23 protein-coding genes and 1 pseudogene are annotated in these 26,029 nt (G+C 72.6%); 23 read left to right on the top strand and 1 reads right to left on the bottom strand.

The genetic code is table 11. The features are described 5' to 3' along the window. The first annotated feature begins 458 nt into the window (after positions 1-458). From mraZ to AB0J88_RS35170, 19 genes and pseudogenes are all read left to right on the top strand, one after another. A complete protein-coding gene (gene mraZ, locus AB0J88_RS35260) occupies positions 459-890 on the top strand; it encodes a division/cell wall cluster transcriptional repressor MraZ (RefSeq protein WP_089251465.1) in 432 nt (143 codons plus the stop codon). A 196-nt stretch (positions 891-1,086) separates the two neighbouring features. Further along, positions 1,087-2,196 carry a 16S rRNA (cytosine(1402)-N(4))-methyltransferase RsmH gene (gene rsmH, locus AB0J88_RS35255; protein WP_364348606.1) on the top strand — a complete coding sequence of 370 codons (1,110 nt, stop codon included), beginning with the start codon at positions 1,087-1,089 and terminating at the stop codon, positions 2,194-2,196. Beyond that, positions 2,193-2,729 (top strand): hypothetical protein, encoded by a 537-nt coding sequence (locus AB0J88_RS35250; RefSeq protein WP_364348609.1) that lies wholly within the window; start codon positions 2,193-2,195, stop codon positions 2,727-2,729. The genes rsmH and AB0J88_RS35250 overlap by 4 nt, the downstream gene beginning before the upstream one ends. Continuing rightward, positions 2,726-5,092 (top strand): penicillin-binding transpeptidase domain-containing protein, encoded by a 2,367-nt coding sequence (locus tag AB0J88_RS35245; protein WP_364348612.1) that lies wholly within the window; start codon positions 2,726-2,728, stop codon positions 5,090-5,092. Before AB0J88_RS35250 ends, AB0J88_RS35245 begins: the two co-directional genes overlap by 4 nt. A 12-nt stretch (positions 5,093-5,104) precedes the next feature. Next, on the top strand, positions 5,105-6,703 hold the full coding sequence (locus tag AB0J88_RS35240) for a UDP-N-acetylmuramoyl-L-alanyl-D-glutamate--2,6-diaminopimelate ligase (RefSeq protein ID WP_364349394.1): 1,599 nt from the start codon (positions 5,105-5,107) through the stop codon (positions 6,701-6,703). Then, positions 6,700-8,088 carry a UDP-N-acetylmuramoyl-tripeptide--D-alanyl-D-alanine ligase gene (gene murF, locus AB0J88_RS35235; RefSeq protein WP_364348615.1) on the top strand — a complete coding sequence of 463 codons (1,389 nt, stop codon included), beginning with the start codon at positions 6,700-6,702 and terminating at the stop codon, positions 8,086-8,088. The genes AB0J88_RS35240 and murF overlap by 4 nt, the downstream gene beginning before the upstream one ends. After that, on the top strand, positions 8,085-9,224 hold the full coding sequence (gene mraY, locus AB0J88_RS35230) for a phospho-N-acetylmuramoyl-pentapeptide-transferase (RefSeq protein ID WP_364348618.1): 1,140 nt from the start codon (positions 8,085-8,087) through the stop codon (positions 9,222-9,224). Before murF ends, mraY begins: the two co-directional genes overlap by 4 nt. 59 nt (positions 9,225-9,283) lie before the next feature. Next, on the top strand, positions 9,284-10,663 hold the full coding sequence (locus AB0J88_RS35225) for a putative peptidoglycan glycosyltransferase FtsW (protein WP_364348621.1): 1,380 nt from the start codon (positions 9,284-9,286) through the stop codon (positions 10,661-10,663). Further along, complete coding sequence (gene murG, locus AB0J88_RS35220) at positions 10,663-11,775, top strand: undecaprenyldiphospho-muramoylpentapeptide beta-N-acetylglucosaminyltransferase (RefSeq protein ID WP_364348624.1); 1,113 nt, start codon at positions 10,663-10,665, stop codon at positions 11,773-11,775. Before AB0J88_RS35225 ends, murG begins: the two co-directional genes overlap by 1 nt. 23 nt (positions 11,776-11,798) lie before the next feature. Beyond that, the gene (murC, locus tag AB0J88_RS35215) at positions 11,799-13,277 is read left to right on the top strand and encodes a UDP-N-acetylmuramate--L-alanine ligase (RefSeq protein ID WP_364348627.1); all 1,479 of its coding nucleotides are present in this window, start codon (positions 11,799-11,801) and stop codon (positions 13,275-13,277) included. Continuing rightward, positions 13,277-14,062 carry an FtsQ-type POTRA domain-containing protein gene (locus AB0J88_RS35210; protein ID WP_364348630.1) on the top strand — a complete coding sequence of 262 codons (786 nt, stop codon included), beginning with the start codon at positions 13,277-13,279 and terminating at the stop codon, positions 14,060-14,062. Before murC ends, AB0J88_RS35210 begins: the two co-directional genes overlap by 1 nt. A 190-nt stretch (positions 14,063-14,252) precedes the next feature. Further along, the gene (gene ftsZ, locus AB0J88_RS35205) at positions 14,253-15,365 is read left to right on the top strand and encodes a cell division protein FtsZ (RefSeq protein WP_364348633.1); all 1,113 of its coding nucleotides are present in this window, start codon (positions 14,253-14,255) and stop codon (positions 15,363-15,365) included. Between the two features lie 61 nt (positions 15,366-15,426). Next, positions 15,427-16,143 (top strand): YggS family pyridoxal phosphate-dependent enzyme, encoded by a 717-nt coding sequence (locus AB0J88_RS35200; RefSeq protein WP_364348636.1) that lies wholly within the window; start codon positions 15,427-15,429, stop codon positions 16,141-16,143. A 196-nt stretch (positions 16,144-16,339) separates the two neighbouring features. Continuing rightward, complete coding sequence (sepF, locus tag AB0J88_RS35195; RefSeq protein WP_364348639.1) at positions 16,340-17,074, top strand: cell division protein SepF; 735 nt, start codon at positions 16,340-16,342, stop codon at positions 17,072-17,074. 44 nt (positions 17,075-17,118) lie between these two features. Then, the gene (locus tag AB0J88_RS35190; protein WP_364348642.1) at positions 17,119-17,412 is read left to right on the top strand and encodes a YggT family protein; all 294 of its coding nucleotides are present in this window, start codon (positions 17,119-17,121) and stop codon (positions 17,410-17,412) included. 51 nt (positions 17,413-17,463) lie between these two features. Next, positions 17,464-18,276 carry a DivIVA domain-containing protein gene (locus AB0J88_RS35185; protein ID WP_364348645.1) on the top strand — a complete coding sequence of 271 codons (813 nt, stop codon included), beginning with the start codon at positions 17,464-17,466 and terminating at the stop codon, positions 18,274-18,276. A gap of 739 nt (positions 18,277-19,015) precedes the next feature. Continuing rightward, positions 19,016-19,249: pseudogene (locus tag AB0J88_RS35180) on the top strand (hypothetical protein); the annotation flags it as partial. Positions 19,250-19,303: 54 nt separating this feature from the next. Continuing rightward, a complete protein-coding gene (locus tag AB0J88_RS35175; RefSeq protein WP_364348648.1) occupies positions 19,304-19,618 on the top strand; it encodes a DUF167 domain-containing protein in 315 nt (104 codons plus the stop codon). Next, the gene (locus tag AB0J88_RS35170) at positions 19,615-21,114 is read left to right on the top strand and encodes a potassium/proton antiporter (protein ID WP_364348651.1); all 1,500 of its coding nucleotides are present in this window, start codon (positions 19,615-19,617) and stop codon (positions 21,112-21,114) included. Before AB0J88_RS35175 ends, AB0J88_RS35170 begins: the two co-directional genes overlap by 4 nt. Before the next feature lie 39 nt (positions 21,115-21,153). On the opposite strand, the gene AB0J88_RS35165 is transcribed toward AB0J88_RS35170, so the two are convergent. Then, positions 21,154-22,716, bottom strand: coding sequence for a hypothetical protein (locus AB0J88_RS35165; RefSeq protein WP_364738136.1), 1,563 nt, complete (start codon positions 22,714-22,716; stop codon positions 21,154-21,156). Positions 22,717-22,867: 151 nt separating this feature from the next. Between AB0J88_RS35165 and AB0J88_RS35160 the strand changes: the two genes are divergently transcribed. From AB0J88_RS35160 to AB0J88_RS35145, 4 genes are all read left to right on the top strand, one after another. Next, complete coding sequence (locus AB0J88_RS35160; RefSeq protein WP_364348656.1) at positions 22,868-23,287, top strand: TraR/DksA family transcriptional regulator; 420 nt, start codon at positions 22,868-22,870, stop codon at positions 23,285-23,287. Between the two features lie 181 nt (positions 23,288-23,468). Then, entirely contained in the window at positions 23,469-24,071 is a 603-nt protein-coding gene (lspA, locus tag AB0J88_RS35155) for a signal peptidase II (protein WP_364348659.1), read from the top strand. A 38-nt stretch (positions 24,072-24,109) separates the two neighbouring features. Beyond that, a complete protein-coding gene (locus tag AB0J88_RS35150) occupies positions 24,110-24,991 on the top strand; it encodes an RluA family pseudouridine synthase (RefSeq protein ID WP_364349397.1) in 882 nt (293 codons plus the stop codon). 24 nt (positions 24,992-25,015) lie between these two features. Beyond that, complete coding sequence (locus AB0J88_RS35145) at positions 25,016-25,951, top strand: hypothetical protein (RefSeq protein WP_364348662.1); 936 nt, start codon at positions 25,016-25,018, stop codon at positions 25,949-25,951. The last annotated feature ends 78 nt before the right edge of the window (positions 25,952-26,029 follow it).

Genomic DNA, 26,029 nt, shown 5'->3' with positions numbered 1-26,029 from the left:
TTTTGTGGGGGGGGGGGGTGGGTGGGGGTGTTGTTGTGTTGGGGGGGGGGGGGGGGGGGGGGGGGGGGGTTTTTTTTTTTTTTTTTTTTGGGGGGGGGGGGGGGGGGGGGGGGGGGGGGCCCCCCCCCCCCCCCACTTCGCTCCACGCAAGCCCTCCACTCGGCCCCGAATGGCCCCGAAACCGCGTAACGGGCGTGGCTAACGAGGCGATTGAGCAAATCGTTACGCCTCGAATAGAGCTTGTCGTTATTTGGACAAGCAGTGGGCCGGCTTGGCCCTCCACTCCGCCCCACCCCTCTCGACCTGCGGTTTTGCGCGCGGTACGGCCGGATGTGAAGGCGGATTCTGGTTGCGGGTGGAGGGAAGTGGAGTAGAGTGGGGATCAATGGCGGGGCCGGGAGGGTCCGCCGGCCTCGGGTGGACCGCGAATCCGCCCGCCGCGCGAGGGGGTGGGCCGAATGTTTCTCGGCACGCATACCCCACGCCTGGACGAAAAGGGCCGGTTGATCCTGCCGGCGAAGTTCCGGGACGAGTTGGCGGGAGGTGTCGTGATCACCAAAGGGCAGGAGCGCTGTCTCTACGTTTTCCCGACGCCCGAGTTCCAGCGGATCGCGGGGCAGTTGCGCGAGCAGCCGATGACCCACAAGGCCGCACGGGCCTACAGCCGGGTCTTCTTCGCCAGCGCACATGACGAGGTGCCCGACAAACAAGGTCGGGTCACCATCCCGGCGCACCTGCGGGAATACGCGGGTCTGTCCCGAGAGCTGGTCGTGATCGGCGCCAGCACCCGGGTCGAGATCTGGGACAAGCAGGCCTGGGACACCTACCTCGCGGAGAGCGAAGACGACTTCGCCGACATCGAGGAGGGGGTGCTGCCCGGCGGACTGTAGGGCGACGTCGCACCGGGTTCCGCGAAAACCCGGTTCCGCCGCCGTTCGCCCGCCGTACCGCGAGATCTCCACCCGTCCCGTCCCTGGCGTCCCTTCCCCGGTGCCAGGCATGGGGGCGGATGGGGATCTGGCGGTACGGCGAGCGATACAGCCGTCTGGCACGACGGAAGACGGCGGGTCACTGGGGGGACAACCGATGCAGGAGCCACGCGGCACGCACGTGCCGGTGCTGCTCGAGCGGACGCTCGAGCTACTCGCTCCGGCGCTCGGCCGTCCAGCCCGGAAAGGCCCGCGCGTCCACGTCGACGCCACCCTCGGTCTCGGCGGTCACGCCGAGGCCGTCCTCGCCGCGCACCCCGACGTCCTGCTGATCGGGCTCGACCGCGACACCGAGGCGCTGGCGGCGTCCCGACAGCGGCTGGCTCCGTTCGACGACCGCGTCCGGCTGGTGCACGCCGTCTACGACGAGCTGCCCGAGGTGCTCGACAGCCTCGGCATCGCGGCGGTCGACGGGGTGCTGATGGACCTCGGCGTCTCCTCGCTGCAACTCGACGTGCCTGACCGGGGATTCGCGTACGCCCAGGACGCGCCGCTGGACATGCGGATGGACCAGACCCGGGGCGTCACGGCCGAGACCGTCGTCAACACCTACAGCCCAGGGGACCTGATCCGGGTGCTGCGGGTGTACGGCGAGGAGAAGTTCGCCAACCGGATCGTGGACGCGATCGTGCGCGAGCGGACCAGGACACCCATCACGTCGTCGGCGCGGCTGGCCGAGCTCGTCCGCGACGCGATACCGCAGGCCGGCAAGCGGACGGGCGGGCACCCGGCCAAGCGCACGTTCCAGGCTCTGCGGATCGAGGTCAACGGCGAGCTCGAGACGCTGGAGCGTGCGGTGCCGGCGGCGCTGGACGCGCTCGACCTGGGCGGCCGGATCGTCGTGCTGTCCTACCACTCGCTCGAGGACCGGATCACCAAGCGGGCCATGGCGCCCCGCACCCGGTCGTCCGGGCCGGTGGACCTGCCGGTCGAGCTGCCCGGCGCCGGGCCGACGCTGCGCCTGCTCACCCGCGGCGCCGAACTGCCCGACGACCACGAGGTGACGACCAACCCGCGGGCCGCGTCGGTGCGGCTGCGGGCGGCGGAACGGATCGATCCCGACGCGGTCACACCAGACCGGCCACGCCGGGTCAAGGCATTGCACCAGCCCGCCGCGCGAACGGCGGGTCGGTCCGGGGGCGGCGACCGCCGCGCTCCGGCCGCGGAGTCCCACGAGGACGACGAGAACCAGGGGGAGGGAACATGACAGATCAGAAGCGCGCACCGCGGTCGGGGGGCCGGACCACGGAGCGCCAGGTCGGGCGGGGCATCCGCGCCCACCGGACGGACCCGCGCGCCGCGCGGCAGTTCCCGACGGAGGGCACTGCCGCCCTGCGTCCGAAGGAGCGCGCGACCGCTCCCGCGGCGGGGGTGCCGCGGCTGAAGGTCGCGCCGCCGCCGCCTGTGACGGGTCCGCGCGTGCCGTTCGTCGCGCTGATCCTGCTGCTGGTGGTCGGTGGCGTGCTCGGCATCCTCGTGGTCAACACGAAGATCGCCGAGAACGCCTTCCGCGTGGAGAAGCTCAAGGAGACCGGCAGCGCGCTGGACCTCCAGGAGCAGGAGCTGCGGCGCGAGATCGCCCAGGCGCAGGCGCCGGGCAACCTCACCGCGCAGGCGAGGAAGCTGGGCATGGTCGGCGGCGGCGACCCGGCCTACATCCGGCTCCAGGACGGCAAGATCATCGGTATTCCGAAGCCGGGCGCGGGCGCGCCGTCCGTGACCAGCGACCAGGGGCGGTGAGCGTGCCGCCGCGGACGCCGGACCCTCGGCGCGACCCGTCCGCGGCGCGCCGCAACCCGCCCCGCGCGGGTCGCCCGACCGATGACGACGGACCCGCCCCGGCCCGCAGTGGCCGGGGCGGGATCTTCGAGGCGCAGGCCTACACGCCGCGCGGGCGGACCGTGCGGGAGCAGGCGCGCACGCGCGCACCCCGGGCCACCCCCGAGCAGCCGGAGAAGCAGGAGAAGCCGGAGCAGCCGACGCTGCGGGTGGTCGACGGCGGCCGGGCCGACGAGCCACGCGCCCCGCGCAAGGCGGCGGCGCCGGCGGCACGGTCCGGCACGGCCGCGGGGACGCGATCGGGCTCAGGGACCCGGTCCGGCGGTGCCGCCGCCACCCGGTCCGGCACGGGCGCCGGGACCCGGTCGGGCGGTGCCGCGGGCACCCGGTCCGGCACGGGCGCCGGGACCCGGTCGGGCGGCGCCGCGGGCGCGCGGTCCGGCGCACGCGGGGCCGGCTCCGCGGGCAGGACCGCCGCGACGAAGGCGTCGCGCGGCGACGGCACCACGACGCCACGTCCCAGGACCGGCGGCGCCAAGGGTGGCGCGACGCCGCCCCGGCCGCCGCTGCGGCGCAAGCCCCGCACCCGGCCGAAGCTGGCCGACCCGAACCGCCGGCTCCGGCTCGGCGCGTTCCTCGCGCTGGCCATGTTCGCCTGCATCGGCATCCGGCTGGTGACGCTCCAGGTCCTGCCGACGCCCGCGTACGCCGACGGCGGCATCCAGGACCGGCTGCGCTCGGTCACCCTGTTCGCCTCCCGCGGCGGCATCTACGACCGCTCCGGCGTGCCGCTGACCCACAGCGTCGAGGCGCGCCACGTCTACGCGGACCCGGAGATGATCGAGAACGTCCCGGACGCGGCGGCCAAGCTGTCGCCGCTGCTCGGCGTGTCCCGCTCCGAGCTCGGCAAGCGGATGGCCAAGCGCAAGCTGGCCGGCGGCATCCCGTCGACCTTCTCCTGGCTCGCCCGGGGCGTGCCGATCGAGAAGGCCCAGCAGGTGATGGCGCTCAACATCGCCGGCATCGGCATCGGCCGCGACGAGCGCCGGGAGATCCCGGGACCCGACCTGGCGGCCAACCTGATCGGCATCACCGGCGAGGACATGACGGGGCTGGAGGGGCTGGAGGCGAAGTACGACGAGGTGCTGCGCGGCACCAACGGGAAGCACCGCTTCGAGGCCGGCAACGGCGACCTCGACATCCCGATCTCCGGTGGCTACGACGAGGTGGTGCCGGCCAAGCCGGGCGGCTCGCTGACGCTGACCATCGACCGCGACCTCCAGTACGAGTTCCAGCGCTCGCTGAGCGAGAACGTGCTGGCCCGCAAGGGCACCGTCGGCGCGGCCATCGCGATCGACATCAAGACCGGCGAGGTGCTCGCCCAGGCCAGCCAGCCGACCTACAACGCGGCCGACTGGGAGAAGTACCCGGCGACGGACCGGGAGGACGCGGCGACCTCGTTCGTCGTCGACCCGGGCTCGGTGCACAAGGCGATCATCTTCGGCGCCGGCCTAGAGGAAGGGGTGATCACCCCGAGGACGGTCTGGCGGATCCCGAACACGATCACCAAGGCCGGAGAGCCGTACTCGGACGTCCACGGGGCCGGCAACAGGAAGATGTCGATGGCCGGCGCGCTCGCGTACTCATCGAACGTCACGACCATCAAGATCGCGGACAAGCTCGGACCGCAGCGGGTGTACGACTACCAGCTCAAGTTCGGCCTCGGCAAGGCGACCGGCGAGGGCATGCCGGGCGAGGCGCCCGGGCACGTGCTGCCGCCGGACGAGTGGAACGGCACCTCGCCGGGCTCGATCCCGATCGGCCACAGCGTCGACGTGACGCCGCTCCAGATGGCCGCCGTCTACGCGGCGATCGCCAACGACGGCAAGTGGATCCAGCCGCACCTGATCAAGGACACGGTCACCGGGGACGGCCGGCACGTCGCCCCGCCCGCGCCGGAGACCCGCCAGGTGATCAGCCCACAGCACGCGGCGGAGCTCCGCCACCTGATGGAGGCGGTCACGACGATCCCGGACGCGACCGGCGTCTCGGGCCGGATCAAGGGCTACCGGGTGGCCGGCAAGACAGGCACGGGCAAGCGCGTGGTCGACGGTGAGTACGCGCCCGGCGACGTGGCGTCGTTCATCGGCATGGCGCCGGCGGAGGCACCCCGCTACGTGGTCGCGGTCTTCGCGTACACCCCGGGCGGCGGTGGCGGCGACGTCGCGGGACCGGCGTTCCGCGAGATGATGCAGTACACGCTGCAGCACTACCGCGTCCCGCCGAGCACCAAGGCCGCCCCCAAGTACACGGCCTTTCCGTAGATCAGCGTGGGTATGCGGAAGCCGGGCACGGACCGGGTAGGGTCTGACGCCGTGCCCGGCAATCCGCGCCCCCGTGCCGTCGCTCCCGTCCGGCTCGCCGATCTGGCGGCCCTGGTGGGAGCGGACATCGACACCGCGCCCGACGTCGAAGTGACCGGCATCACCCATGCCAGCGGCGAGGTGCGCCCCGGCGACCTCTACGCGGCGCTGCCCGGTGCCCGCCGGCACGGCGCCGAGTTCGTGCCCGCGGTCGCCGAGGCCGGCGCGGTCGCGGTGCTGACCGACGCGGCCGGCGCCCCGGCGGCCGCCGCCGCCGGCCTGCCGGCGATCGTGGTCGACGATCCCCGCGAGGCGCTCGGCGCGGTCGCGGCCGCCGTCTACGGCGACCCGACGGCCGACCTGGTGGTCATCGGCCTCACCGGCACCGCGGGCAAGACCTCGACCGCCTACCTGGTCGAGTCCGGGCTGCGCGCGGCCGGCCACGTGACCGGCCTGATCGGCACCGTGGAGACCCGCCTCGGCGACCTGGTCGTCGACAGCGTGCGGACCACGCCGGAGGCCACCGACCTGCACGCGCTGCTGGCCGTCGCCCGCGAGCGCGGGGTGACCGCGGTGGTCATGGAGGTGTCCAGCCACGCGCTGGCGATGGGCCGCGTCGGCGGGGTGCGCTTCGCGGTCGGCGGCTACACCAACTTCGGCCAGGACCACCTCGACTTCCACGCCGACCGCGACGACTACTTCGCCGCGAAGGCCAAGCTGTTCGACGGGCGCTGCCGGGTCGAGATCCTCAACCTCGACGAGCCGGCCCTGGCGCCGCTGCGCAAGCCGGCCACGGTCACGTACTCGGCCGCCGGCGACCGGGCGGCCACCTGGTGGGCCGACGGGGTCGTCGACGCCGGCTACGGGCAGGCCTTCGTCGCCCACGGCCCGGGCGGTGCGGCGGTCGATGCCGGCGTCGCGCTGCCCGGCCTGCACAACGTGGCCAACGCCCTCCTGGCGATCTCCTCGCTCGTGGCCGTCGGGGTCGATCCCGCGACCGCGGCGACCGGCGTCGCGGCCTGCCGGGGCGTGCCCGGCCGGCTCGAGGTCGTCAACGCGCCCGGTCCGGTGCTCGGCGTCGTCGACTACGCGCACAAGCCCGACGCGATCGTCGCCGCGCTGCGCGCGCTGCGTGCCCGGGCCACGAGCCGTGGCGGCCGGCTGATCTGCGTGATCGGCGCCGGCGGTGACCGCGACCGGGGCAAGCGCCCGCTGATGGGCGCGGCCGCGGCCGAGGGCGCCGACCTGGTGCTGGTCACCGACGACAACCCGCGCACCGAGGAGCCCGCCGCGATCCGCGCGGAGGTGTTGGCCGGCGCGCGAGCGACGGTGGAGGGGCTTGTCGGGGCGTTCCGCAGCGGTTCTGCCTCGGTCGAGGAGATCACCGGCGGGCGGCGCGCGGCCATCGACGAGGCGGTCCGGCGGGCCGGCGAGGACGACGTGATCGCGGTGCTCGGCAAAGGGCACGAACGAGGGCAGGAGGTGGCCGGCGTGACGCACCCGTTCGACGACCGGGTCGAGCTCGCGGCGGCACTGCGCGCCCGGTTCGGCCACCTGGTGGGTCAGCGATGATCGCGATGCGCCTCGACGAGGTCGCGGCGGCGGCCGGTGGCCGGCTGGTCGGCGCCGACCCGGCGGCCGTGGTGACCGGTCCGGTCGAGTACGACTCGCGCAAGCCCACCGCCGGTGGCCTGTTCGTCGCCTTCCCGGGCGAGAAGGTCGACGGCCACGACTTCGCCGCGGCCGCCGTGGCCGATGGCGCGGTCGCGGTGCTCGGCACGCGGCAGGTCGAGGGCGTGCCGATGGTGCTCGTCGACGACCCGCTGGTGGCGCTGGCCGGGCTGGCCCGGGCGTCGCTGTCCCGGCTGCCGGACCTGTGCGTCATCGGCCTGACCGGCTCGTCCGGCAAGACCACCACGAAGGACCTGGTCGCCCAGCTGGCCGCCAAGCTCGGCCCGACGGTCGCGCCGGCCGGCTCGCTCAACAACGAGCTGGGCTTCCCGCACACCGTGCTCAAGGCCGACGAGCAGACCCGCTACCTGGTGCTGGAGATGGGCGCCCGGGGTGCCGGGCACATCAGCTACCTGGCCGGCATCGCCACGCCGCGGGTCGGCGTGGTGCTCAACGTCGGCACCTCGCACATCGGCGAGTTCGGCTCGGTCGACAACATCGCCGCGGCCAAGGGCGAGCTGGCGGAGGCCGTACCCGTGGACGGGGTGGCGATCCTCAACGCCGACGACGAGCGGGTCCGCAAGATGGCCGTGCGCACCCGGGGCCGGGTGGTCCTGGTCGGCGAGTCGCCGGACGCGGACGTGCGCGCCGACGACGTGACCATGGACGCGAGCGGGATGGCGTCGTACACGCTGCGGGTGGCCAGGGGGAGCGTGCCCGTGCGGCTGCGCGTGCCCGGCCGGCACCAGGTCGGCAACAGCCTCGCCGCCGCCGCCGTGGCCCGCGAGCTGGGCATGCCGCTGCGGGAGCTGGGCGAGGCACTGGGCGAGCTGACGCTGCGCTCCGCCCGCCGGATGGACGTGTTCGAGCGGCCCGACGGGTCGACCGTCATCGACGACTCCTACAACGCGAACCCGGCGTCGATGGCCGCCGCCCTGCGGGCGCTGGCGACCATCGGCGAGGGACGGCGTACGGTCGCGGTGCTCGGCTATATGGCCGAGTTGGGGGAGTTCGAACGCTCCGGTCATGAAGAGGTCGGGCGGCTCGCCGCGGAGCTGGGCGTCGACCGGCTGGTCGTCGTCGGCGAGGCGGCCGGGCCGATCCACGACGGCGCGACGGCCCATCCGGGCTGGGAAGGTAGGTCCGAGGTGGTGGACGACCAGGCGGCGGCGATCGAGGCGCTGCGGGCCGATCTGCGGCCGGGCGACGTGGTCCTGGTGAAGGGCTCCCGGTACCGGACCTGGGACGTGGTGGACTCTCTCCGCGAGAACGGCAGTACGGCGTGAGGGCGGTCATCGTCGCGATGGCGGTGGCGTTCCTCGTCTCGCTGTTCGGCACCCCGCTCGCGATCAAGGTGTTCACCCGGCTCAAGGCCGGACAGCCGATCCGGGCCGACGGCCCGCAGATGCACATGGGCAAGAAGGGCACGCCGACGATGGGCGGCGTGGTCTTCATCGTGGCCACGGTGATCGCCTACGTGGCCGGCCACATCGCGCTGACCACCCTGCCGTCGCAGCAGATCTTCCAGGTCGGCCCGACGATCACCGCGCTGGTGCTGCTCGGCCTGCTGGTGTTCTGCGGCGCGGTCGGCTTCATCGACGACTTCCTCAAGGTCCGCCGGCGGCACAGCGGCGGCCTCAACAAGCGGGGCAAGCTGGCCGGCCAGCTCCTCGTCGGCGCCACCTTCGGCATCATCGCGCTCTACTTCCCGAGCACGATGCTGGACACCACGGGCAGCCGCACGAACAGTGAGACCGTCGGCAGCACCGCGATCTCGTTCATCCGCGAGGTGAGCTGGCTCGACATCGGCAAGGTCGGCTCGGTCATCCTGTTCGTCTTCGTCGTGCTCGCCGCGACCAACGGCGTCAACCTGACCGACGGCCTGGACGGCCTTGCCACCGGCGCCACGACGATGGTCCTCGGCGCGTACGCGTTGATCGCGTTCTGGCAGTACCGGCACTGGTGCGCGGACCCGAGCTACGTGAAGGCCGGTGCCGACACCTACTGCTACGCCGTACGAGATCCGCTGGAGATCGCTCTGATCGCGGGGGCCGGTGCCGGGGCGTGTGTCGGCTTCCTCTGGTGGAACACCTCGCCGGCCCGGATCTTCATGGGTGACACCGGAGCGCTCGGCCTGGGCGGCCTGATCGCCGGCATGGCGATGTCGACCCGCACGATCATGCTGCTGCCGATCATCGGCGGGCTCTACGTGATCATCACGATGTCGGTGGTCATCCAGATCATCTCGTTCCGTACCACCGGTAAACGGGTGTTCCGAATGTCTCCGCTGCAGCACCACTTCGAGTTGGCGGGGTGGAGCGAGGTCAACATCGTGGTCCGCTTCTGGATCATCGCGGGCATCGGCGTCGCGATGGCCCTGGGCCTCTTCTACAGCGACTTCCTGGCCTCCATGACCGGCTAAGACCGACACGCCGAGAATTTCTCCGCTGTCCGGGCGGGCCGAGCGCCCATGATGAGCCGGTGGGGGAGGAAGCGAAACCGGCTACGGTCGCCGCGCAAGCGCGCCGCTCGCTGTTCGACGGTGGGGTGTCGGCGCTGCGCGGGCTGCTGGGGCGTCCGCTGGCGTCCTACTACCTGCTGATCTCCAGCGCCGGGCTGCTGCTGGTCATCGGCCTGACCATGGTCTTCTCGGCGACCGGCCCGCGGGACATCGCCGACGACGGCAACGCGTTCGCCGCGTTGGCCAAGCAGGCACTGTTCGCCGCCGTCGGGCTGGCCGCGTTCTGGGTCTGCCAGCGGCTGCCGGCCCGCACCTTCCGGGCGCTGGCCCGGCCGATCCTGGGCGTCGCGATCGCGCTGCTGCTGTTCCTCAACGGGCTCAACGCGCTCGCCGCCGTCCGGGAAGAGAAGGTGGTCCATCTCGGCCCGATCCAGAGCGACGAGCTCTGGCTGCACATCGGCTCGTTCCAGCTCCAGCCCTCGGAGTTCGTCAAGATCGGCCTTATCCTCTGGGCCGCCGACGTGATCAGTCGCAAAGGCCCGGCACTGACCTACTGGCGGGAGCTGGCGATGCCGCTGCTCCCGGTCCTCGCGCTGCTCTTCATCCTGGTCGGCTACAAGGATCTCGGCACGATGCTCATCCTGATGGCCATCGTGGTCGGCCTGCTCTGGGCCGCCGGCGTGCGGATGCAGGTCTTCGCCATCCTGTTCGTGGCCGGCCTGGCCGGCATCGGTGTGCTGATCGCGGCCGCGTACTACCGGTTCGCCCGGCTGCTGACCTTTTTCAACCCGCCGACGGACTGCGACCTGAAGGACTGCTACCAGGGCATCCAGGGCCGGTACGCGATCGACAACGGCGGCTGGTTCGGCGTGGGCCTGGGCCAGGGCCAGCTCAAGTGGGGCTGGCTGCCGGCCGCCGACAACGACTTCATCTTCGCCGTGATCGCCGAGGAACTCGGCGTGATCGGATGCATCGTGGTGCTGACGCTGTTCGGGGTCCTGGCCTACACCGGCCTGCGGATCGCCCGGCGGATCGACGACCCGTTCCGCCGCCTGGTCGCCGCGGCGCTGACCACCTGGCTGGTCGCCCAGGCCCTGATCAACATCGGTGGCGTCGTCGGGCTCATCCCGATCACCGGCCTGCCGTTGCCGTTCATCTCCGACGGCGGAAGCGCCCTGGTCGTGACCATGGCCGCGGTCGGCATGCTGGCCTCCTTCGCCCGCGCCGAACCCGACGCCGCCCGAGCCCTGCATGCCCGCCCGTCGGCCCGGTGGGTCCGACTACTCTGGGCCCCGCTGCCTCCGTTGCCCTCGGCTCCGAAGGCCAGCCGTCCGTCGGCGTCCGCCGGTGGGCGCGCCGCGCGCGAGCGTGCCGGCGTGGGTGGCGAGAGGAGACGGTGATGGGTCCGCTGCGGTCGGTCGTGCTGGCTGGTGGAGGGACGGGTGGGCACATCTATCCGTTGCTCGCCTTCGCCGACTGTCTGCGCCGCCATGATCCATCGGTCCGGATCACCTGCCTCGGCACGCCGAAGGGCCTCGAGAACGAGCTGATCCCGCCGCAGGGGTACGACCTGCGGCAGATCCCGGCGTTCCAGCTGCCCCGGTCGGTCAACATGGCCCTCCTGCGTACGCCGGACCGGATGGTGACCTCGACCCGCGCGGCCGGCAAGATCCTCGACGAGGTCCAGGCCGACGTGGTGGTCGGCTTCGGCGGCTACGTCTCGGTGCCCGGCTACCTGGCGGCCTGGCGCCGCGAGGTGCCGATCGTGGTCCACGAGGTCAACGTGCCGCCGGGCGTGGCCAACCGGATGGGCATGCGGTTCACCAAGTACGTGGCGGTCGGCTTCCCGCACCAGCCGCAGCAGGCCGAGTCGCTGCGCGACGCCCGGGTCGTCGGCGTGCCGCTGCGCTCCTCGATCGCCCACCTCGACCGCCGCGCCGCGTCCGCCGCCGCCCGTGCGCGCTTCGGGCTGCGCCCCGACCTGCCGGTGCTGTTCGTCTCGGGCGGCTCACAGGGCGCCCGCTCGATCAACCTGGCCGTCGCCGGTGCGGCCAAGGAGCTGTCGCGGGCCGGCGTCCAGGTGCTGCACGTGATCGGCGCCCGCAACGAGCCGGTCTCGATCCCCAACGACCTGCCGGTGCCCTACGTGACCATTCCCTACCTGAGCCAGATGGAGCTCGGGTACGCGGCCGCGGACCTGATGCTGAGCCGGGGCGGCGCGATGACCGTGGCCGAGGTGGCGGCGATCGGCCTGCCGACCATCTACGTCCCGTACCCGTACAGCAACCAGGAGCAGAGCCGCAACGCCCAGCCCGTGGTCGACGCCGGCGGCGGCCTGCTCGTCGACGACGGCGAGATGACGCCGGCGTGGGTCGAGCGCACCGTGATCCCGCTGCTGCGCGACCCGCACCGGCTGGCGGCGATGGGCTACGCCGCCGCGGGCTACGGCCGGCGCGACGGTGACGAAGCGCTGCTCGACTTCGTTTACGAAGCGGCCACCCAGGCCCGATAGGACACTGACGAGAGCGAGGCACGGTGGCAGGGCTCAACATCGCGGACTTCACCCCGGCCGGCACGGTGGCGGCCGAGGATCTCGGCACGGTGCACCTGATCGGCGTGGGCGGTGTCGGCATGAGCGGGCTGGCCCGCCTGCTGCTGACCCGGGGCATCCCGACGTCCGGCAGTGAGCTGCGGGAGTGGCCGGCGCTGGCCGGGTTGCGCGCGCTCGGCGGCACGATCCACATGCGGCACGTCCCGGAGAACCTGGACGGCGTCGACACCGTGGTCTACTCGACCGCCATCCCGCAGGACCACCTCGAGCTCGAGGAGGCCCGCCGGCGCGGACTGCGGATCATGCACCGGTCCGAGGCGCTGGCCGCCGCGATGACCGGCCGGCGCACCGTCGCCGTGGCCGGCACGCACGGCAAGACCACGACGACCTCGATGATCACGCTGATCCTCCAGCACGCCGGGCTCGACCCGTCGTTCGTGATCGGCGGCGAGATCTCCGAGGTCGGCTCCAACGCCCACCACGGCACCGGCGACCTGTTCGTCGCCGAGGCCGACGAGAGCGACCGGTCGTTCCTGCTCTACCGGCCGTACGTGTCGATCATCACGAACATCGACGCCGACCACCTCAACACCTACGGCGACCTGGCCGGGCTCGAGGCGGCCTTCCTGGAGTACGCGCTGCTGACCGACCCGGCCGGCTTCGTGGTGACCTGTGCCGACAACGACGGCACCCGGCGGCTCGCCGAAACCCTGCGTGCGCGCGGGCGGCGGGTGCTCACCTACGGCGTGGCTGAGGACGCCGACCTTCGGCTGACCGACATCTCGTCGTCGGTGCTCGGGGTCCGCTACCAGGCCACGCTGCTCGGCGAGGAGGTCGGCGAGATCCGGCTGCCCGTGCCGGGCGGGCACTTCGGCCTCAACAGCGCGGCGGCCGTCCTGGCCGCGGTCGAGCTCGGCGTCTCGCTGCCGGTCACCGTGGAGGCCCTCGCGGCGTTCCCGGGCGTACGCCGCCGGTTCGAGCGCAAGGGCGTCGCCAACGGCGTCGTCGTCTACGACGAGTACGCGTACCACCCGGTGTCGGTCACGGCCGCGCTGGAGACGCTGCGCGAGGTCGCGTCCGGCGGCCGCCTGGTGGTGGTCTTCCAGCCGTACCGGGTCTACCGCACCCGCGACATGGAGGCGGAGCTCGCCGCGGCCCTCGCGATCGCCGACGAGGCGATCGTGCTGGAGGTCTTCGGCCCGGGCGAGACCCGCGGGCCGGGTGAGGGCGGCGTCGCGCTGACCGCGGCGATCGACCTGCCGGCCGCCCACAAGGTCTTCGTGCCCGACTGGGACGCGGTGCCGGCCGAGGTCGTCCGCCGAGCCCGCCCCGGCGACCTGGTGGTGACGATGGGTGCCCCGCCGAGCTCGCTGCTCGGTGACGAGCTGCTCGCCGCCCTGTCGGCGGCCGACCCGGCCGTGGGTGGCGCGGCGGCGGGTTCGGTGTCGCCGGTCGCCGGCTGATGACCGTCCGGCCCGGCGGCGGCGCCCCCGAGCGGCGCCGCTGGACCCTGGTGCGGGCGGGCAGCGACGCGATGCCGTCGTCGGTGCGCCGGTTCATGCGACGGGCGCGTCGCCGGCGGATGCGGGCGGCGCTGCCGTGGGCGGTGGGCCTGGGCTCCGTGTCCGTGCTCGCCCTGCTGGCCTGGCTGGTGCTGGGCTCCAGCCTGCTCGGCGTGCGCACGGTGGCGGTCGACGGCACGTCCCTGCTCAGCCCGGACGAGGTGCGGGCCGCCGCGGCGGTGCCGGCCGGTGCCCCGCTGGCCCGGGTCGACCTGGAGGCGGTCGCGGCCCGGGTGGGCACGCTGCCGGCCGTGGAGAAGGCCACCGTCACGCGGCAGTGGCCCGACGGGCTGACGGTCGTCGTCGTCGAGCGCACACCCGAGGCCGTCGTGCCGCAGGGCAAGCGGTTCCTCGTGGTCGACCGGTTCGGCGTCGTGTTCCAGGACCTCAACCGCCGCCCGGCCCACCTGCCGCTCGTGCGGATCGCGGACCCCCGGGGCAACGTCGACGGCACCCGGGGCGCGGTCGAGGTGATCGCCGCGCTGTCGCCGTCCCTGCGCCGCCAACTGCTCGAGGTGGGGGTGGCCGGGCCGGCCCAGATCACCCTCAAGCTGTCCGGCGGCCGCACGGTGGTCTGGGGCGACGCGAGCCGCAACACGGAGAAGGCCACGGTGACCGCGGGGCTCCTGCAGCGGGACGGAAGGACGTTCGACGTCAGCGATCCCGGGGTCGTCACGATCCGCTGAAGAAATACCGCGTGGCGACACGCCGTACCTGGTCCTTGGATCACGGTCGTGTCCCGCTTACGTTGCCCCAGAGGCCGAGCAGTTGACATAACTCTAAGCCTCTAGTAGAGGGTGAGGGTTTCCTCCCTTGCCCTTCGCGTAGCGGCGGCATGCCGCGTCCGGCCGCACACGGGAAGGGAAGGCACCCCCGATGACACCTCCGCACAACTACCTGGCGGTCATCAAGGTCGTCGGCATCGGTGGCGGTGGCGTCAACGCCGTCAACCGAATGATCGAAGTCGGCCTCAAGGGCGTCGAGTTCATCGCCATCAACACCGACGCGCAGGCGCTGTTGATGAGCGACGCCGACGTGAAGCTCGACGTCGGCCGTGAGCTGACCCGGGGCCTCGGCGCCGGCGCCAACCCCGACGTCGGCAAGAGCGCCGCCGAGGACCACCGCGACGAGATCGAAGAGGTGCTCAAGGGCGCCGACATGGTCTTCGTGACGTGCGGCGAGGGCGGCGGCACGGGCACCGGCGGCGCGCCGGTGGTCGCGAACATCGCCCGCAAGCTCGGCGCGCTCACCATCGGCGTGGTCACCCGGCCGTTCTCGTTCGAGGGCAAGCGCCGCCAGGTGCAGGCCGAGGCCGGGATAGACGAGCTGCGCAACCAGTGCGACACGCTGATCGTGATTCCGAACGACCGGCTGCTGGCCCTCGGCGACCGCGGCATCAGCATGATGGACGCGTTCCGCCAGGCCGACCAGGTGCTGCTCTCCGGTGTCCAGGGCATCACCGACCTGATCACCACGCCAGGCCTGATCAACCTCGACTTCGCCGACGTCAAGAGCGTCATGAGCGGCGCCGGCAGCGCCCTGATGGGCATCGGCAGCGCCCGCGGCGACAACCGCGCCGTGGAGGCCGCCGAGGCCGCCATCTCCAGCCCGCTGCTGGAGCAGAGCATGGACGGCGCGCGCGGCGTGCTGCTCTCCATCGCCGGCGGCTCCGACCTCGGTCTCTTCGAGATCAACGACGCGGCGCAGCTGGTCACCGACGCGGCCCACCCGGACGCCAACATCATCTTCGGTGCGGTCATCGACGACGCGCTCGGCGACGAGGTGCGGGTCACCGTCATCGCGGCGGGCTTCGACGGCGGCACGCCCGCCTACAAGCCGGCCGAGGTGCGCAAGACCGCGCAGCCGCAGCCGGTCTCGCCCGCGGCGCCGGTCGAGGTCGCGCCGCCGCCGGTCGCTCCGGCCCAGCCGGCCCGCCGCGTGCTCTTCGACGACGTGGACGTGCCTGACTTCCTCAAGAACGGCTCCTAGGTCCTGACGTGCGCCGGAGGCGCCCCGAGGGGCGGGGCACGGTTCGTAATAGCCTCACTCGGTGAGTGCTGACGAGAGCCGGCGCGCCGAGCTGGCGGCCAATCTGGCCCGGGTACGGGCCCGGATCGACGCCGCCCGCTCGGCCGCCGGGCGCACCGACGAGGTCACCCTGGTCGCGGTCACCAAGACGTACCCGGCCAGCGACGTCGGTCTCCTGGCCGACCTGGGCGTCACCGACGTCGGCGAGAACAAGGACCAGGAGGCGGCGCCCAAGGCGGCCGAGATCGGCGGCCGGGTGCGGTGGCACTTCGTGGGCCAGCTCCAACGCAACAAGGCCAGGTCCGTGACGTCGTACGCGGATGTCGTGCAGTCGGTCGACAGCGTCCGGCTGGCGGCGGCGCTCGACCGGGCCGCCGACGGGCACGGCCGGGTCGTCGAGGTCCTGCTCCAGGTGAGCCTCGACGGCGACCCGGCCCGGGGTGGCGCACTGCCCGGCTCGGCCGACCCGGACCGCGGTCTCGGCCCGGCGGCGGAGGCGGTGGCGGGCGCTTCGGCACTCCGGTTGGCCGGCCTGATGGCGGTCGCGCCGCTGGGTGCGCCGCCGGACCAGGCGTTCGCGCGGCTGGCCGAGATCGCCGCCGCGTTCCATGTCGATCATCCGACAGCCACGGTCCTGTCGGCGGGAATGTCCGATGACCTGGAAAACGCCGTTTCATACGGCGCGACACATGTGCGTATCGGTAGCGCGTTGCTCGGTAAGCGTCACTACCTGGGGTAGCCTGACGGCGGACACCAAACTACATCGGTGTTGTTTTCCATGCAGACCTTCGCAGCGCCGGGGGGCGCGCCGTCAACCGGGAGGGTGACGGCACCGGAAGGTCGGCCTGGTGCCGATGCATAGACGGAGTCCACGCGCGTGACAGTGGCTCGGGCAGGGGGGCTCGTGCCACACGGCGGACGGAGGGGCGCGGCACATGGGAGCTTTGCGAAAGGCGGGCGTCTGGCTCGGGTTGGTCGAAGAGGAAGACGACGACCGGGTCTACGACGACGGCTATGACGGCCGGTCCGGCGGCAGCCGGTCCGGTGATGCGGGCTACCGCGAATCGCGTTACCGGTCCAGCCGGTACAGCGACGACTTCGGCGAGGACGAGGACGAGGCTGACGACGCGCCGGCGGTGCCGCGCGCCCGCTCGACCCGCCACACCGACCGCCCGAGCCGCCTGGAGGCCGCCGAGGCCGAGCTCGCCGAGGCGCGTGAGGCCCGTGAGTCCCGCGCCGAGCGTGCGCTGGAGCGGTCCAGCGTGCGATCGATCACGCGTTCGCCGGCTCCGGAGAGCCCGTCGCAGGTGAGTTACCCCACCCGCGACAACCTCGCGCTGGCGCCACAGGTCCAGTTGCGCGAGCGCGCGGTGGTCGCCGACGACGAACAGCGGTACCAGATCACGACCCTGCACCCGACCACTTATCGCGAGGCCCGCACCATCGGTGAGCATTTCCGGGACGGTGTTCCGGTGATCATCAACCTCACCGAAATGGATGAGTCGGACGCCCGCCGTCTGGTGGATTTTGCGGCAGGGTTGGCCTTTGGTTTGCGGGGTACGATCGAGCGCGTCACCAACCGGGTGTTCCTGCTTTCACCGGCCAACGTCCAAGTCACGGCAGAGGACAAGGCGAAGATCGCTGAAGGCGGTTTCTTCACCCTGCCGTAGCCCTGAGCAGGGCAGAGTCGGCCAGACGGAGGGTTCGGCGAGTCGTGGTTTCGATTCTGTTCCAGGTGCTCTACCTGCTGATCTACTTCTTCCTGATCACTCTGCTCGCACGATTCGTATTGAGCGCCGTGCTTCAATACGGCCGTCGTTGGCAACCGAGGCGCGGTGCGGCCGCCGGACTCGAAGTGGTGTGGAGCGTCACCGATCCGCCCCTCAAGGCGTTGAGGCGTGTGATCCCACCACTGCGGATCGGTAACCTCAGCATCGACCTCGCTTCGCTTGTGCTCTTGGTTATCCTGTTCGTGCTGATGAGATTCGTGGTGCAGCCCTGGATCTGACACACGGTCTGACCAGGAGCAACGCGGCCGCAACTGACCCGAGGAGTTTCGATGCCGCTTACCCCGGCCGACGTGCACAACGTCGCCTTCAAGAAACCCCCGATCGGCAAACGGGGGTACGACGAGGAGGAGGTCGACGCTTTCCTCGACGAGGTCGAGCGCGAACTCGCCCGGCTGATCGAGGAGAACAACGAGCTGCGCGCCCAGGTCGAGCGCGGCGGACCCCGAGGCGGCGCGCCAGCCGGCCCGGGTGCCGACCCTCGTCTGGCAGCTGAGCTCAACGACCTCAAGGCCCAGCTCGACCGGATCCAGCGTGACAAGGCCGCCGCTGAGCAGGCCGCCCGTGCCATGCAGGGCGAGCTTGAGCAGATGCGCGCCCAGGGCGCCCCGGTCGTGGGCGGCGACGGCGAGCAGCAGGCCCTCCGGGTCCTGATGATGGCCCAGCGCACGGCCGACGACCACGTGTCCGACGCCCGCCGCGAGGCCGACAAGCTGCTCTCCGACGCGCGCACCAAGGCCGAAGAGGTCACCCGCGAGGCGCGGGCCAAGGCCGACGCGCTCGAGCGTGACGCGCGGCAGCGGCACCAGGAGGCCATGGGCGGTCTCGACGCCAAGCGCACCGCACTGCAGAAGCACATCGAAGAGCTCAAGCAGTTCGAACGGGAGTACCGCACCCGGCTCAAGGCCTACCTGGAGAGCCAGCTTCGTGACCTCGACGGTCGCGGGCAGGGGCTCGAGGCCGAGATGACCCGGACCGACGGCAATCGGTCCGTGACATCCGGTGCACCGGGTCTGGCCGCCGCTGGTCTCGCGGGCTCCTACGGCGGCGCGGGACGCTCCGGCTCCCTCGAAGCCGGCCGCTAAAGAGCTCCTCGAACCGACGACGGTTCCGTAAGCCCAACCGGGGGCGGGCATGCGTCCCCCGGACGGTGCCGTGTCTCCGGCGTACCCGGGTCCCCCCGGGGGCGCGCCGGACCCACGACATCTATACAGAAAGCGGCGGGGGTGAGCCGTGATCGTTGCAAGTTTGGTGCTCATCCTCGGTGCTGTCACGCTGCTCGTGCTCGGACTCGCAGGTGGTTCGAGCGTGTTGCTGGTCCTGTCGATCGCGGCGAGCCTTCTCGCCGCCGTCGCGCTCGTCGTCGGTGCCCGCCAGGCGGCCGCGGCACGGGCTCAGGCCAGCTACAGCAACGACGAGCGTTTCCGGCGTGCCGGCGACGAGGATGACTCGAGAGTGTTCCACCACCGCTCGACGGTCCGGGGCAACGAGCCCGGCCGCCGGCGGGCGACCGCATGGGGGGCAGACGAGACGTCTGTCGCGGTCGCTGATCCCGTCGCTCCACCGAGCGTGCCCAACCAGGGCACCTACCGGTCGGGCGAGGGCACGGAGTACGGCCGCCGCAGGGCGGCGGCCGCGACCGTCGACGAGCCGGGGGGCCTTGTCGACGACCGCACGGGTCACTACGACCAGGGCTTCGCCGATCTGCGTGCCGAGGGTCCCCCGCAGGGTCAGGGCTGGCCGAGCCAGCAGCCGGTCCCACCGCGGCAGACCTACGCCGCACCGGATCCGGACGACGACGACGATGACGACGAAGATCCACCGGACGAGCCGGCGGCCCAGTTCGTCTCGGCCGCCGACGCTGCCCGGGTCGCGCGGATGTCCGCGCCCGTCCTGGTCTGTGACGGGCGTCCGCGCTATCACATCGTCGGGTGCGTGCACCTGCTCGGCCGCGAGAGCGAGCCACTGCCGGTGAGCGAGGCCGTGGAGCTCGGGTTCACGCCGTGCAGCCTCTGCGAGCCCGACAGCGCACTGCTCGCGGGAGCGCGCCGGGTCTAACTGTTTACAAGAAGGGCACCCGTCTCACGGGTGCCCTTCTTGGCACAATGAGGCATGGTCAGCAGGTCCGTCGTGGTAGCCGTCCGGGTGAAACCGGGGGCTTCGCGTGCCCGCATCGGGGGACACCACGACGGCCCGCACGGTCCGGCGCTGGTCGTCGCCGTCACCGCCCGCGCCGTCGACGGCCAGGCCACCGAGGCGGCCCGTCGCGCGGTGGCCGACGCGTTCGGCCTGCGGGCCGGTGCGGTGTCGCTGCGCGCCGGCGCGGCCAGCCGCGACAAGCTCTTCACGGTGGAGCTGCCGGCCGGTGCGGCCGGCGACGCCGCTCTCGACCGGTTCTCCGTGCTGCGCGCCGGCCCGGGTCGGTGAGCGAGCAGCTGAACCTCGCCCTGCTCCTGGGGGCGGGGGTGCTGCTCGTAGCGGTCGCCGCCGTGCGCCTGTCCACCAAGCTCGGCCTGCCCAGCCTCCTGGTCTACCTGGCGCTCGGCCTGCTCATCGGCGAGTCCGGGCTGGGCATCCAGTTCGAGAACGCGGAGCTGACCCGGATCCTCGGGTTCGCCGCCCTGATCATCATCATCGCGGAGGGCGGGCTGACCGCGCGGTGGTCGACCCTGCGCCCGGTGCTCGGCGTCTCGCTGACCCTGGCCACGGTCGGCGTCGCGGTGAGCATCGCGGTGGTCGGGGTGGCCGTACACCTGCTGCTCGGTCTGGACTGGCGGCTCGCGCTGCTCTACGGCGCGGTCGTCGCGTCGACGGACGCCGCCGCGGTGTTCGCCACCCTGCGCAAGATGCGCCTGCCGGCCCGGCTGGTCGCCACCGTCGAGGCCGAGTCAGGCATCAACGACGCGCCGGTCGTGCTGGTGGTCGTGCTGCTGGCCACCGTCGGGCCGTTCGCCCACCCGTGGTGGTGGGAGATCCTGGTGATCTTCTACGAGCTCGTGGTCGGCGGCGCGATCGGCCTGGTGGTCGGCGTCGGCGGGGTCTGGGTGCTGCGGCGGGCGGCGCTGCCGTCGTCCGGCCTCTACCCGATCGCGGTGGTCGGGCTGACGGCGCTGGCGTACGCGGCCGGCGCCGTCGGCCACGCGTCCGGGTTCCTGGCCGTCTACACGGCCGGCGTGGTGCTCGGCAACGCGCGGCTCCCGCACCGGCAGACGATCCTCGGCTTCGCCGACGGCCTGGCCTGGGTGGCCCAGATCGGTCTGTTCGTGCTGCTCGGCCTGCTCGCCTCGCCCAGCCGGCTGGACGACGTGCTGGTGCCGGCGCTGGTGGTCGGCGTGGCGCTGGTGTTCCTGGCCCGGCCGCTGTCGGTGCTGGTCTCGGCCCTCCCGTTCGGGGTGCCGCTGCGCGCCCAGGCGTTCCTGGCCTGGGCCGGCCTGCGTGGTGCGGTGCCCGTCGTGCTGGCGACCATCCCACTCTCGGCGGGCTCGCCCGGCGCGGCCCGGCTCTTCGACGTGGTGTTCGTCCTCGTCCTGATCTTCACGGTGCTCCAGGCGACGACCATCGGGCCGGTGGCCCGGGCGCTGAAGGTCACCGCCCCGGCCGAGGCGGCGGAGCTGCGGGTGGAGACCGCGCCGCTGGAGCGGATGGGCGCCGATCTGCTTCAGCTCGAGGTGCCGCCCGGTTCGATGCTGGCCGGCGTGCACCTCGACGAGCTGCGGCTGCCGGTCGGCGCGGCGGTGACCCTGGTGCTGCGCGACGGCCAGGGGTTCGTGCCCGGCCCCGACACCCGGTTGAAGGTCGGCGACAGCTTGTTGATCGTGGCCACCGCCGCGGTGCGCGACGTGGCCGAGCGCCGCCTCCGCGCCGTCAGCCGCCGGGGGCGTTTGGCTAGGTGGTTTGCCGAGTACGGGGAGGAAAGAGGCTAACCATCGGTTAAGGTTCCTTTTGTCCTGATTGCCGGCTAATCAGCGGCCGAACTGGTTGAAACGGTGCGGCATGTTGTCGGACGTCTTCACGTTCCGTATTCTTGCCAACCTCCGGAGTGCGCGGCGGCCCGCCGCGCGCCCGTTTTGCACGTGGGGGAACGTGATGGCCGACCGCGCGAGCATCGTCCGGAAAGCACCGGCCTCGGCCGGCGCGCCGGGCACGCGCGCCGCCGGGCCGAACCCCGACCGCCGGCCCCGGCGCACCGAAGCGGGCCGTGCCACATCCGGTGCGAGTCCCGTGCGCAAGACCGCAACCACGTCACGCCGCACGGCGGAGCCGGCGCCATCGAGGTCCACTCGGGCGGCTGCCTCCCCGGAGGCCGCGAGCAAGGTTGTCGCGACCGCGCGGATCGAGCCGGGCGCGGGTTCTGCTGATCGACCCCGGGCCGGGCGTAAGGCCGTGGTCGCCGCGCAGGCCGGGTCGCCGCGGAAGGCGGCCAAGAAGGCCGGCCCGGCGAAGACGACGCCCGCGGCGAAGGCCGGTCCGCCCGCGGAGGCCAACGGCCGGAAGGCGGTCTCGAAGAGGACCCCGGCCGGGGTGACGCCGGCTGGTGAGGCCGGGGCCAAGGCGACGCCGACGGCTGGGGCCGCGGCTAAGACGGCCGCCAGTAAGAAGGCGTCCGGCGCCGGCGCGCCGGCAAAGAGCTCCGCAAAGGCCGCGCCTGCGAAGGCGGCCGGGCCTGGTAAGGCCGCGCCCGCGAGGGCCGCGGCGCCCGCGAAGGCTACTGCGGGTGCCAAGGCTGCGCCGGCCAAGGCTGCCGGGCCGGCCAAGGCCGCGCCCGAGAGGGCCGCGGCGCCCGTAAAGGCTGCCGCGCCTACGAAGGCTGCTGCGGGTGCCAAGGCTGCGCCGGCCAAGGCCGCACCCGCGAAGGCCGCCGCGAAGGGCGCGACCGCGAAGCGGACGTCTGCGGGCGGGGCCGAGCGGGGAGCAGCCAAGAAGGCCGCGCCGACCCGGCGGGTGGCGGCCAAGAAGGCCGCGCCCAGTCCGCGGGCGACAGCCAAGAAGGCCGCGACGACGAACGCGGCGGCGAAGAAGGCCGCGCCGGCAGAACGTGCCGCGGCGAAGAAGGCCGCGCCGACCCAGCGGGCCGCGGCGAAGAAGGCCGCGCCGACCCAGCGGGCCGCGGCGAAGAAGGCCGCGCCGACCCAGCGGGCCGCGGCGAAGAAGGCAGGGACTACCGAAGCCGCCGCGAAGAAGGCCGCCGCTGCCGGAACGACCGCCAAGAAGGCTGCGACTGCCGAGGCGACGAAGAAGACGGCGTCGGCGAAGGCAACCAAGAAGGCGCCGGCTAAGAAGGCGGCGGCGAAGGCGCCAGCGCGGCAGGCCGGCTCGTCGGCCGCCGCAGGCACCCCGTCCGCCGACGGCGGGGCCGGAAAGGCCGCGCCGGCCAAGAAGGCGGCGCGGGCCGGTGGTCCCGTGAGCGGGACGGCGGCTACGCGCGCCGACTCGGCTGCCACCGGCACGCGGAAGAGCACCAGGCGCGCGGCGTCCGATTCCGGGCCGGCCGCGCGTGCGAAGGCGGGGTCACGGACCCGCGCCACCAGGTCGGAGGTGGGCGCGAAGAGCGCGCCAACCGGAGCCGACACCTCGATTCAGACCGGGTCTGCCGACCGGGTCGCGTCACGGAGGAAGCGTTCCCCCTCCGCGACGACAGCACAAACCGCCGCGGGGGCCGCGGCTGAGGGAGAAGCCATGGTGAAGCCAGCCGACACGAAAACCGCCGCCAGCCGCAAAGCGCCCAAGGGCACCCGGTCCGCCGCGGAGACGGAGAAGATCCGTGCGGCGCTCTCGGCTCGGCGGGAAGAGCTGACCGTCGAGCACAGCCAGACGTTGACCGAGATCACCGTCTTGCAGCGCGACCGGTTCACGGACTCGGCGGGCGACGACCAGGCCGACACCGGCACCAAGACCTTCGAGCGCGAGCAGGAGATCACCCTCGCCAACAGCATCCTCGACCGGATCAGCCAGGTGGAGCGCGCGCTGGAGCGGCTCGACGAGGGCGGGTACGGCTGGTGCGAGCGCTGTGGCAACCCCATCCCGGTCGAGCGGCTGGCCGCGTTCCCCTCCGCGACCCTCTGCGTCACCTGCAAGCAGTTGGAGGAGCGCCGGTAAGGCCGGCGTCCGCTCCTTCGCGTAGAGTTGCCCGGCCGGGCCGTGTTCACCCGCGGCTCGACCGGGCAACACTTGGTTTCGCAGCAACCCGGCGTTTCGCAGCAAACCCGGCGCACCAGGAGCCCGGCGCACCCAGCCGACGAGGAAGCAGGCCGAGCTGAACGCCGCCGAAGAGGGACAGATGACCGCGACCACGCCCGCGGAGGAGACCCCGGCGCCGCCCAAGCGCGCCCGGGCGGCGGCCGTCTGGACGCTCGTCGGTGTCGCGGGCCTGATCATCCTGATCGACCAGCTCACCAAGCACTTCGCCCTCGAAGAGCTCAGCGGTCGCGGCCCCGTGCGGATCCTCGGCGGCCTGGTCTACCTGAGCCTCATCCGCAACAGCGGCGCCGCGTTCAGCATGGGCAGCGGGCACACCTGGGTCTTCCCGCTGGTCACGATCGCGGTGCTGAGCTGGATCACCTGGATGGCCCTCAAGCTCCGCTCGCTGCCCTGGGCGATAGCCCTGGGCCTGGTGGCCGGCGGCGCGTTGGGTAACTTCACCGACCGGCTGTTCCGCGCGCCCGGCCCGTTCCTCGGCCACGTGGTCGACATGATCAGCCTCTTCGCACCGTACGGCGAGAAGTTCGCGGTCTTCAACATCGCCGACAGCTCGCTGACCTGTGGCGTCGTGCTGGCGATCATCCTCGAGTTCAGCGGGCGGCAGCGCGACGGCTCCCGGATACCGCTCCGCAAGCAGGTCAAGGCGAAGGCCGACAACGACGCGGGGTCGGGCGACAAGTGACCTCCCGCGCGCTGCCCGTGCCGGACGGGCTCGACGGCATGCGGCTCGACCAGGCGATCTCCCGGCTCTTCGGGCTGTCCCGCACCGCCGCCGCCGCCATCGTCGAGGCCGGTGACGCCGTCGTCGACGGCACGCCGCGCCCCAAGTCCGACAAGGTCGCCGCGGGCGCCTGGCTCGAGGTGACGCTCCCGGAGCCGCAGTCCGCGCTGACCGAGGTCGTGCCGCAGGCGGTGCCGGGCCTGAAGGTGGTCTACGCCGACGACGACATCGTGGTGGTCGACAAGCCCGTCGGCGTCGCCGCCCACCCGAGCCCCGGCTGGACCGGCCCCACCGTGGTCGGTGGCCTGGCCGCGATCGGCCACCGGATCTCCACCAGCGGCGCCGCCGAGCGGCAGGGCGTCGTGCACCGGCTCGACGTCGGCACCAGCGGGCTGATGGTGGTGGCCAAGAGCGAGCGCGCGTACACCGGGCTCAAGCGGGCCTTCAAGGTGCGCGAGGTCGAGAAGCGCTACAGCGCCGTCGTGCAGGGGCACCTCGACCCGTTGCGCGGGACCATCGACGCGCCGATCGACCGGCACCCGCACCACGACTACCGGTGGGCGGTCGTCTCGGGCGGCAAGCCGAGCATCACCCACTACGACACGCTGGAAGCGTTCCCGGCCGCCAGCCTGATCGACGTGCGCCTGGAGACCGGCCGTACGCACCAGATCCGCGTGCACTTCTCGGCGCTGCGGCATCCGTGCGTCGGGGACCTGACCTACGGCGCCGACCCGACACTGTCGGCGCGGCTCGGGCTGACCAGGCAGTGGCTGCACGCCCGCGCGCTCTCGTTCGTGCACCCGGGCACGGGCGACGAGGTGTTCTTCGAGAGCGGCTACCCTGACGACCTGCGGCACGCGCTGGACGTCCTGCGCGACTGACAGCCGAACCTGGGGGAGGGGATCGTGCGCGTCGACGACCTGCTCCGCCGGATCGACGACGCGGTCGTCCCACCGCTCGGCCGGTTGCTCGACCGTCTTCGCCGGCCCACCGGCCACACCGGCCTGTTGACCGTCGTCTCGCTGGTCTCGGTCACCGCGGTGCTGGCGACCGCGGTCTGGGTCGCGGAGCGGCCACGCGAGGAAGTCCCGACCGGCGAGGTGGTGCGCGTCGGCGTCCCTGACGGTGTCTCGGTGCCCAGCTATCTGGCCGAGTCGCGCCGCGAGCTGGACGAGCTTTCCGCGCGTGCGTCCGGAAAAGGCGACCCGTACGCATTGGTGATGTTTACCGCGTACCTGGCGCCCGACCGGTTGCCCACAGTGCTCAACGGCGCGCCGGTGTCCGAAGTGTTCGCCCGGGTGCCGTTGCCCGGCATGCAGACGCAGATCGCCCGGATGCCCGTACACCGGGTGCCTGATGACGTCGTCGCTGGAATGCTGCTGTTCGCCGAGCGCAAGGAGCGCGAGGCGCACGACTACCAGGACCGCGCCGCCGAGGTCACGGGCACACCCGACGAAGGTCGACTGCGCCCCGTGTACGAGACGGCGGCCCGGGTGGCGATCGCCGAGGCGACGGCCTACCGCACGCACTGCTCCTGCGTGTACGCCGCCGTCCTGCGCGCGGCGCCGCCGGACCTGAAGCGGCTCGCCGAACGACCCGGCGTGCGCGCTGTCGACCCGGCCCCCGAAGTGCGTACTCTGGACCGGGCGGTGTTCCTGCCGCCCCTGCCGGAACCGAACCCGGCGCCCCGCCCGACACCCGCGCAGCCGACCGTCGCCCCACCGGAACCAACCGCGCTACCAGGGCCGACACCGTCGGCCGAGCCAGCCGGCCCCATACCGGAACCACCGACCGCCGCGCCGACCGAGGCGGTGGACAGCGGTTCACCGGAGCCGGGGTAATCGTGGACTGGCCCACATCCGGTGACCGGCCCGGCACGTTGGACCAGTCTGACGGTGCGCCATGTGCACAGTGGGGAT

The organism is Asanoa sp. NPDC049475, from assembly GCF_040676915.1.
Classification (GTDB): domain Bacteria; phylum Actinomycetota; class Actinomycetes; order Mycobacteriales; family Micromonosporaceae; genus Asanoa.
This window is presented reverse-complemented; position numbering and strand designations above follow the sequence as displayed.

What these genes read in the sequence shown, in the direction of transcription:
- sepF (WP_364348639.1), top strand. Translation starts at nt 16,340, where the DNA reads ATGGGAGCTTTGCGAAAGGCGGGCGTCTGGCTCGGGTTGGTCGAAGAG.
- AB0J88_RS35210 (WP_364348630.1), top strand. Translation starts at nt 13,277, where the DNA reads ATGACCGTCCGGCCCGGCGGCGGCGCCCCCGAGCGGCGCCGCTGGACC.
- lspA (WP_364348659.1), top strand. Translation starts at nt 23,469, where the DNA reads ATGACCGCGACCACGCCCGCGGAGGAGACCCCGGCGCCGCCCAAGCGC.
- ftsZ (WP_364348633.1), top strand. Translation starts at nt 14,253, where the DNA reads ATGACACCTCCGCACAACTACCTGGCGGTCATCAAGGTCGTCGGCATC.
- AB0J88_RS35240 (WP_364349394.1), top strand. Translation starts at nt 5,105, where the DNA reads ATGCGGAAGCCGGGCACGGACCGGGTAGGGTCTGACGCCGTGCCCGGC.
- rsmH (WP_364348606.1), top strand. Translation starts at nt 1,087, where the DNA reads ATGCAGGAGCCACGCGGCACGCACGTGCCGGTGCTGCTCGAGCGGACG.
- AB0J88_RS35175 (WP_364348648.1), top strand. Translation starts at nt 19,304, where the DNA reads ATGGTCAGCAGGTCCGTCGTGGTAGCCGTCCGGGTGAAACCGGGGGCT.
- AB0J88_RS35250 (WP_364348609.1), top strand. Translation starts at nt 2,193, where the DNA reads ATGACAGATCAGAAGCGCGCACCGCGGTCGGGGGGCCGGACCACGGAG.
- AB0J88_RS35185 (WP_364348645.1), top strand. Translation starts at nt 17,464, where the DNA reads ATGCCGCTTACCCCGGCCGACGTGCACAACGTCGCCTTCAAGAAACCC.
- AB0J88_RS35150 (WP_364349397.1), top strand. Translation starts at nt 24,110, where the DNA reads ATGCGGCTCGACCAGGCGATCTCCCGGCTCTTCGGGCTGTCCCGCACC.
- murF (WP_364348615.1), top strand. Translation starts at nt 6,700, where the DNA reads ATGATCGCGATGCGCCTCGACGAGGTCGCGGCGGCGGCCGGTGGCCGG.
- murG (WP_364348624.1), top strand. Translation starts at nt 10,663, where the DNA reads ATGGGTCCGCTGCGGTCGGTCGTGCTGGCTGGTGGAGGGACGGGTGGG.
- AB0J88_RS35160 (WP_364348656.1), top strand. Translation starts at nt 22,868, where the DNA reads ATGGTGAAGCCAGCCGACACGAAAACCGCCGCCAGCCGCAAAGCGCCC.
- mraZ (WP_089251465.1), top strand. Translation starts at nt 459, where the DNA reads ATGTTTCTCGGCACGCATACCCCACGCCTGGACGAAAAGGGCCGGTTG.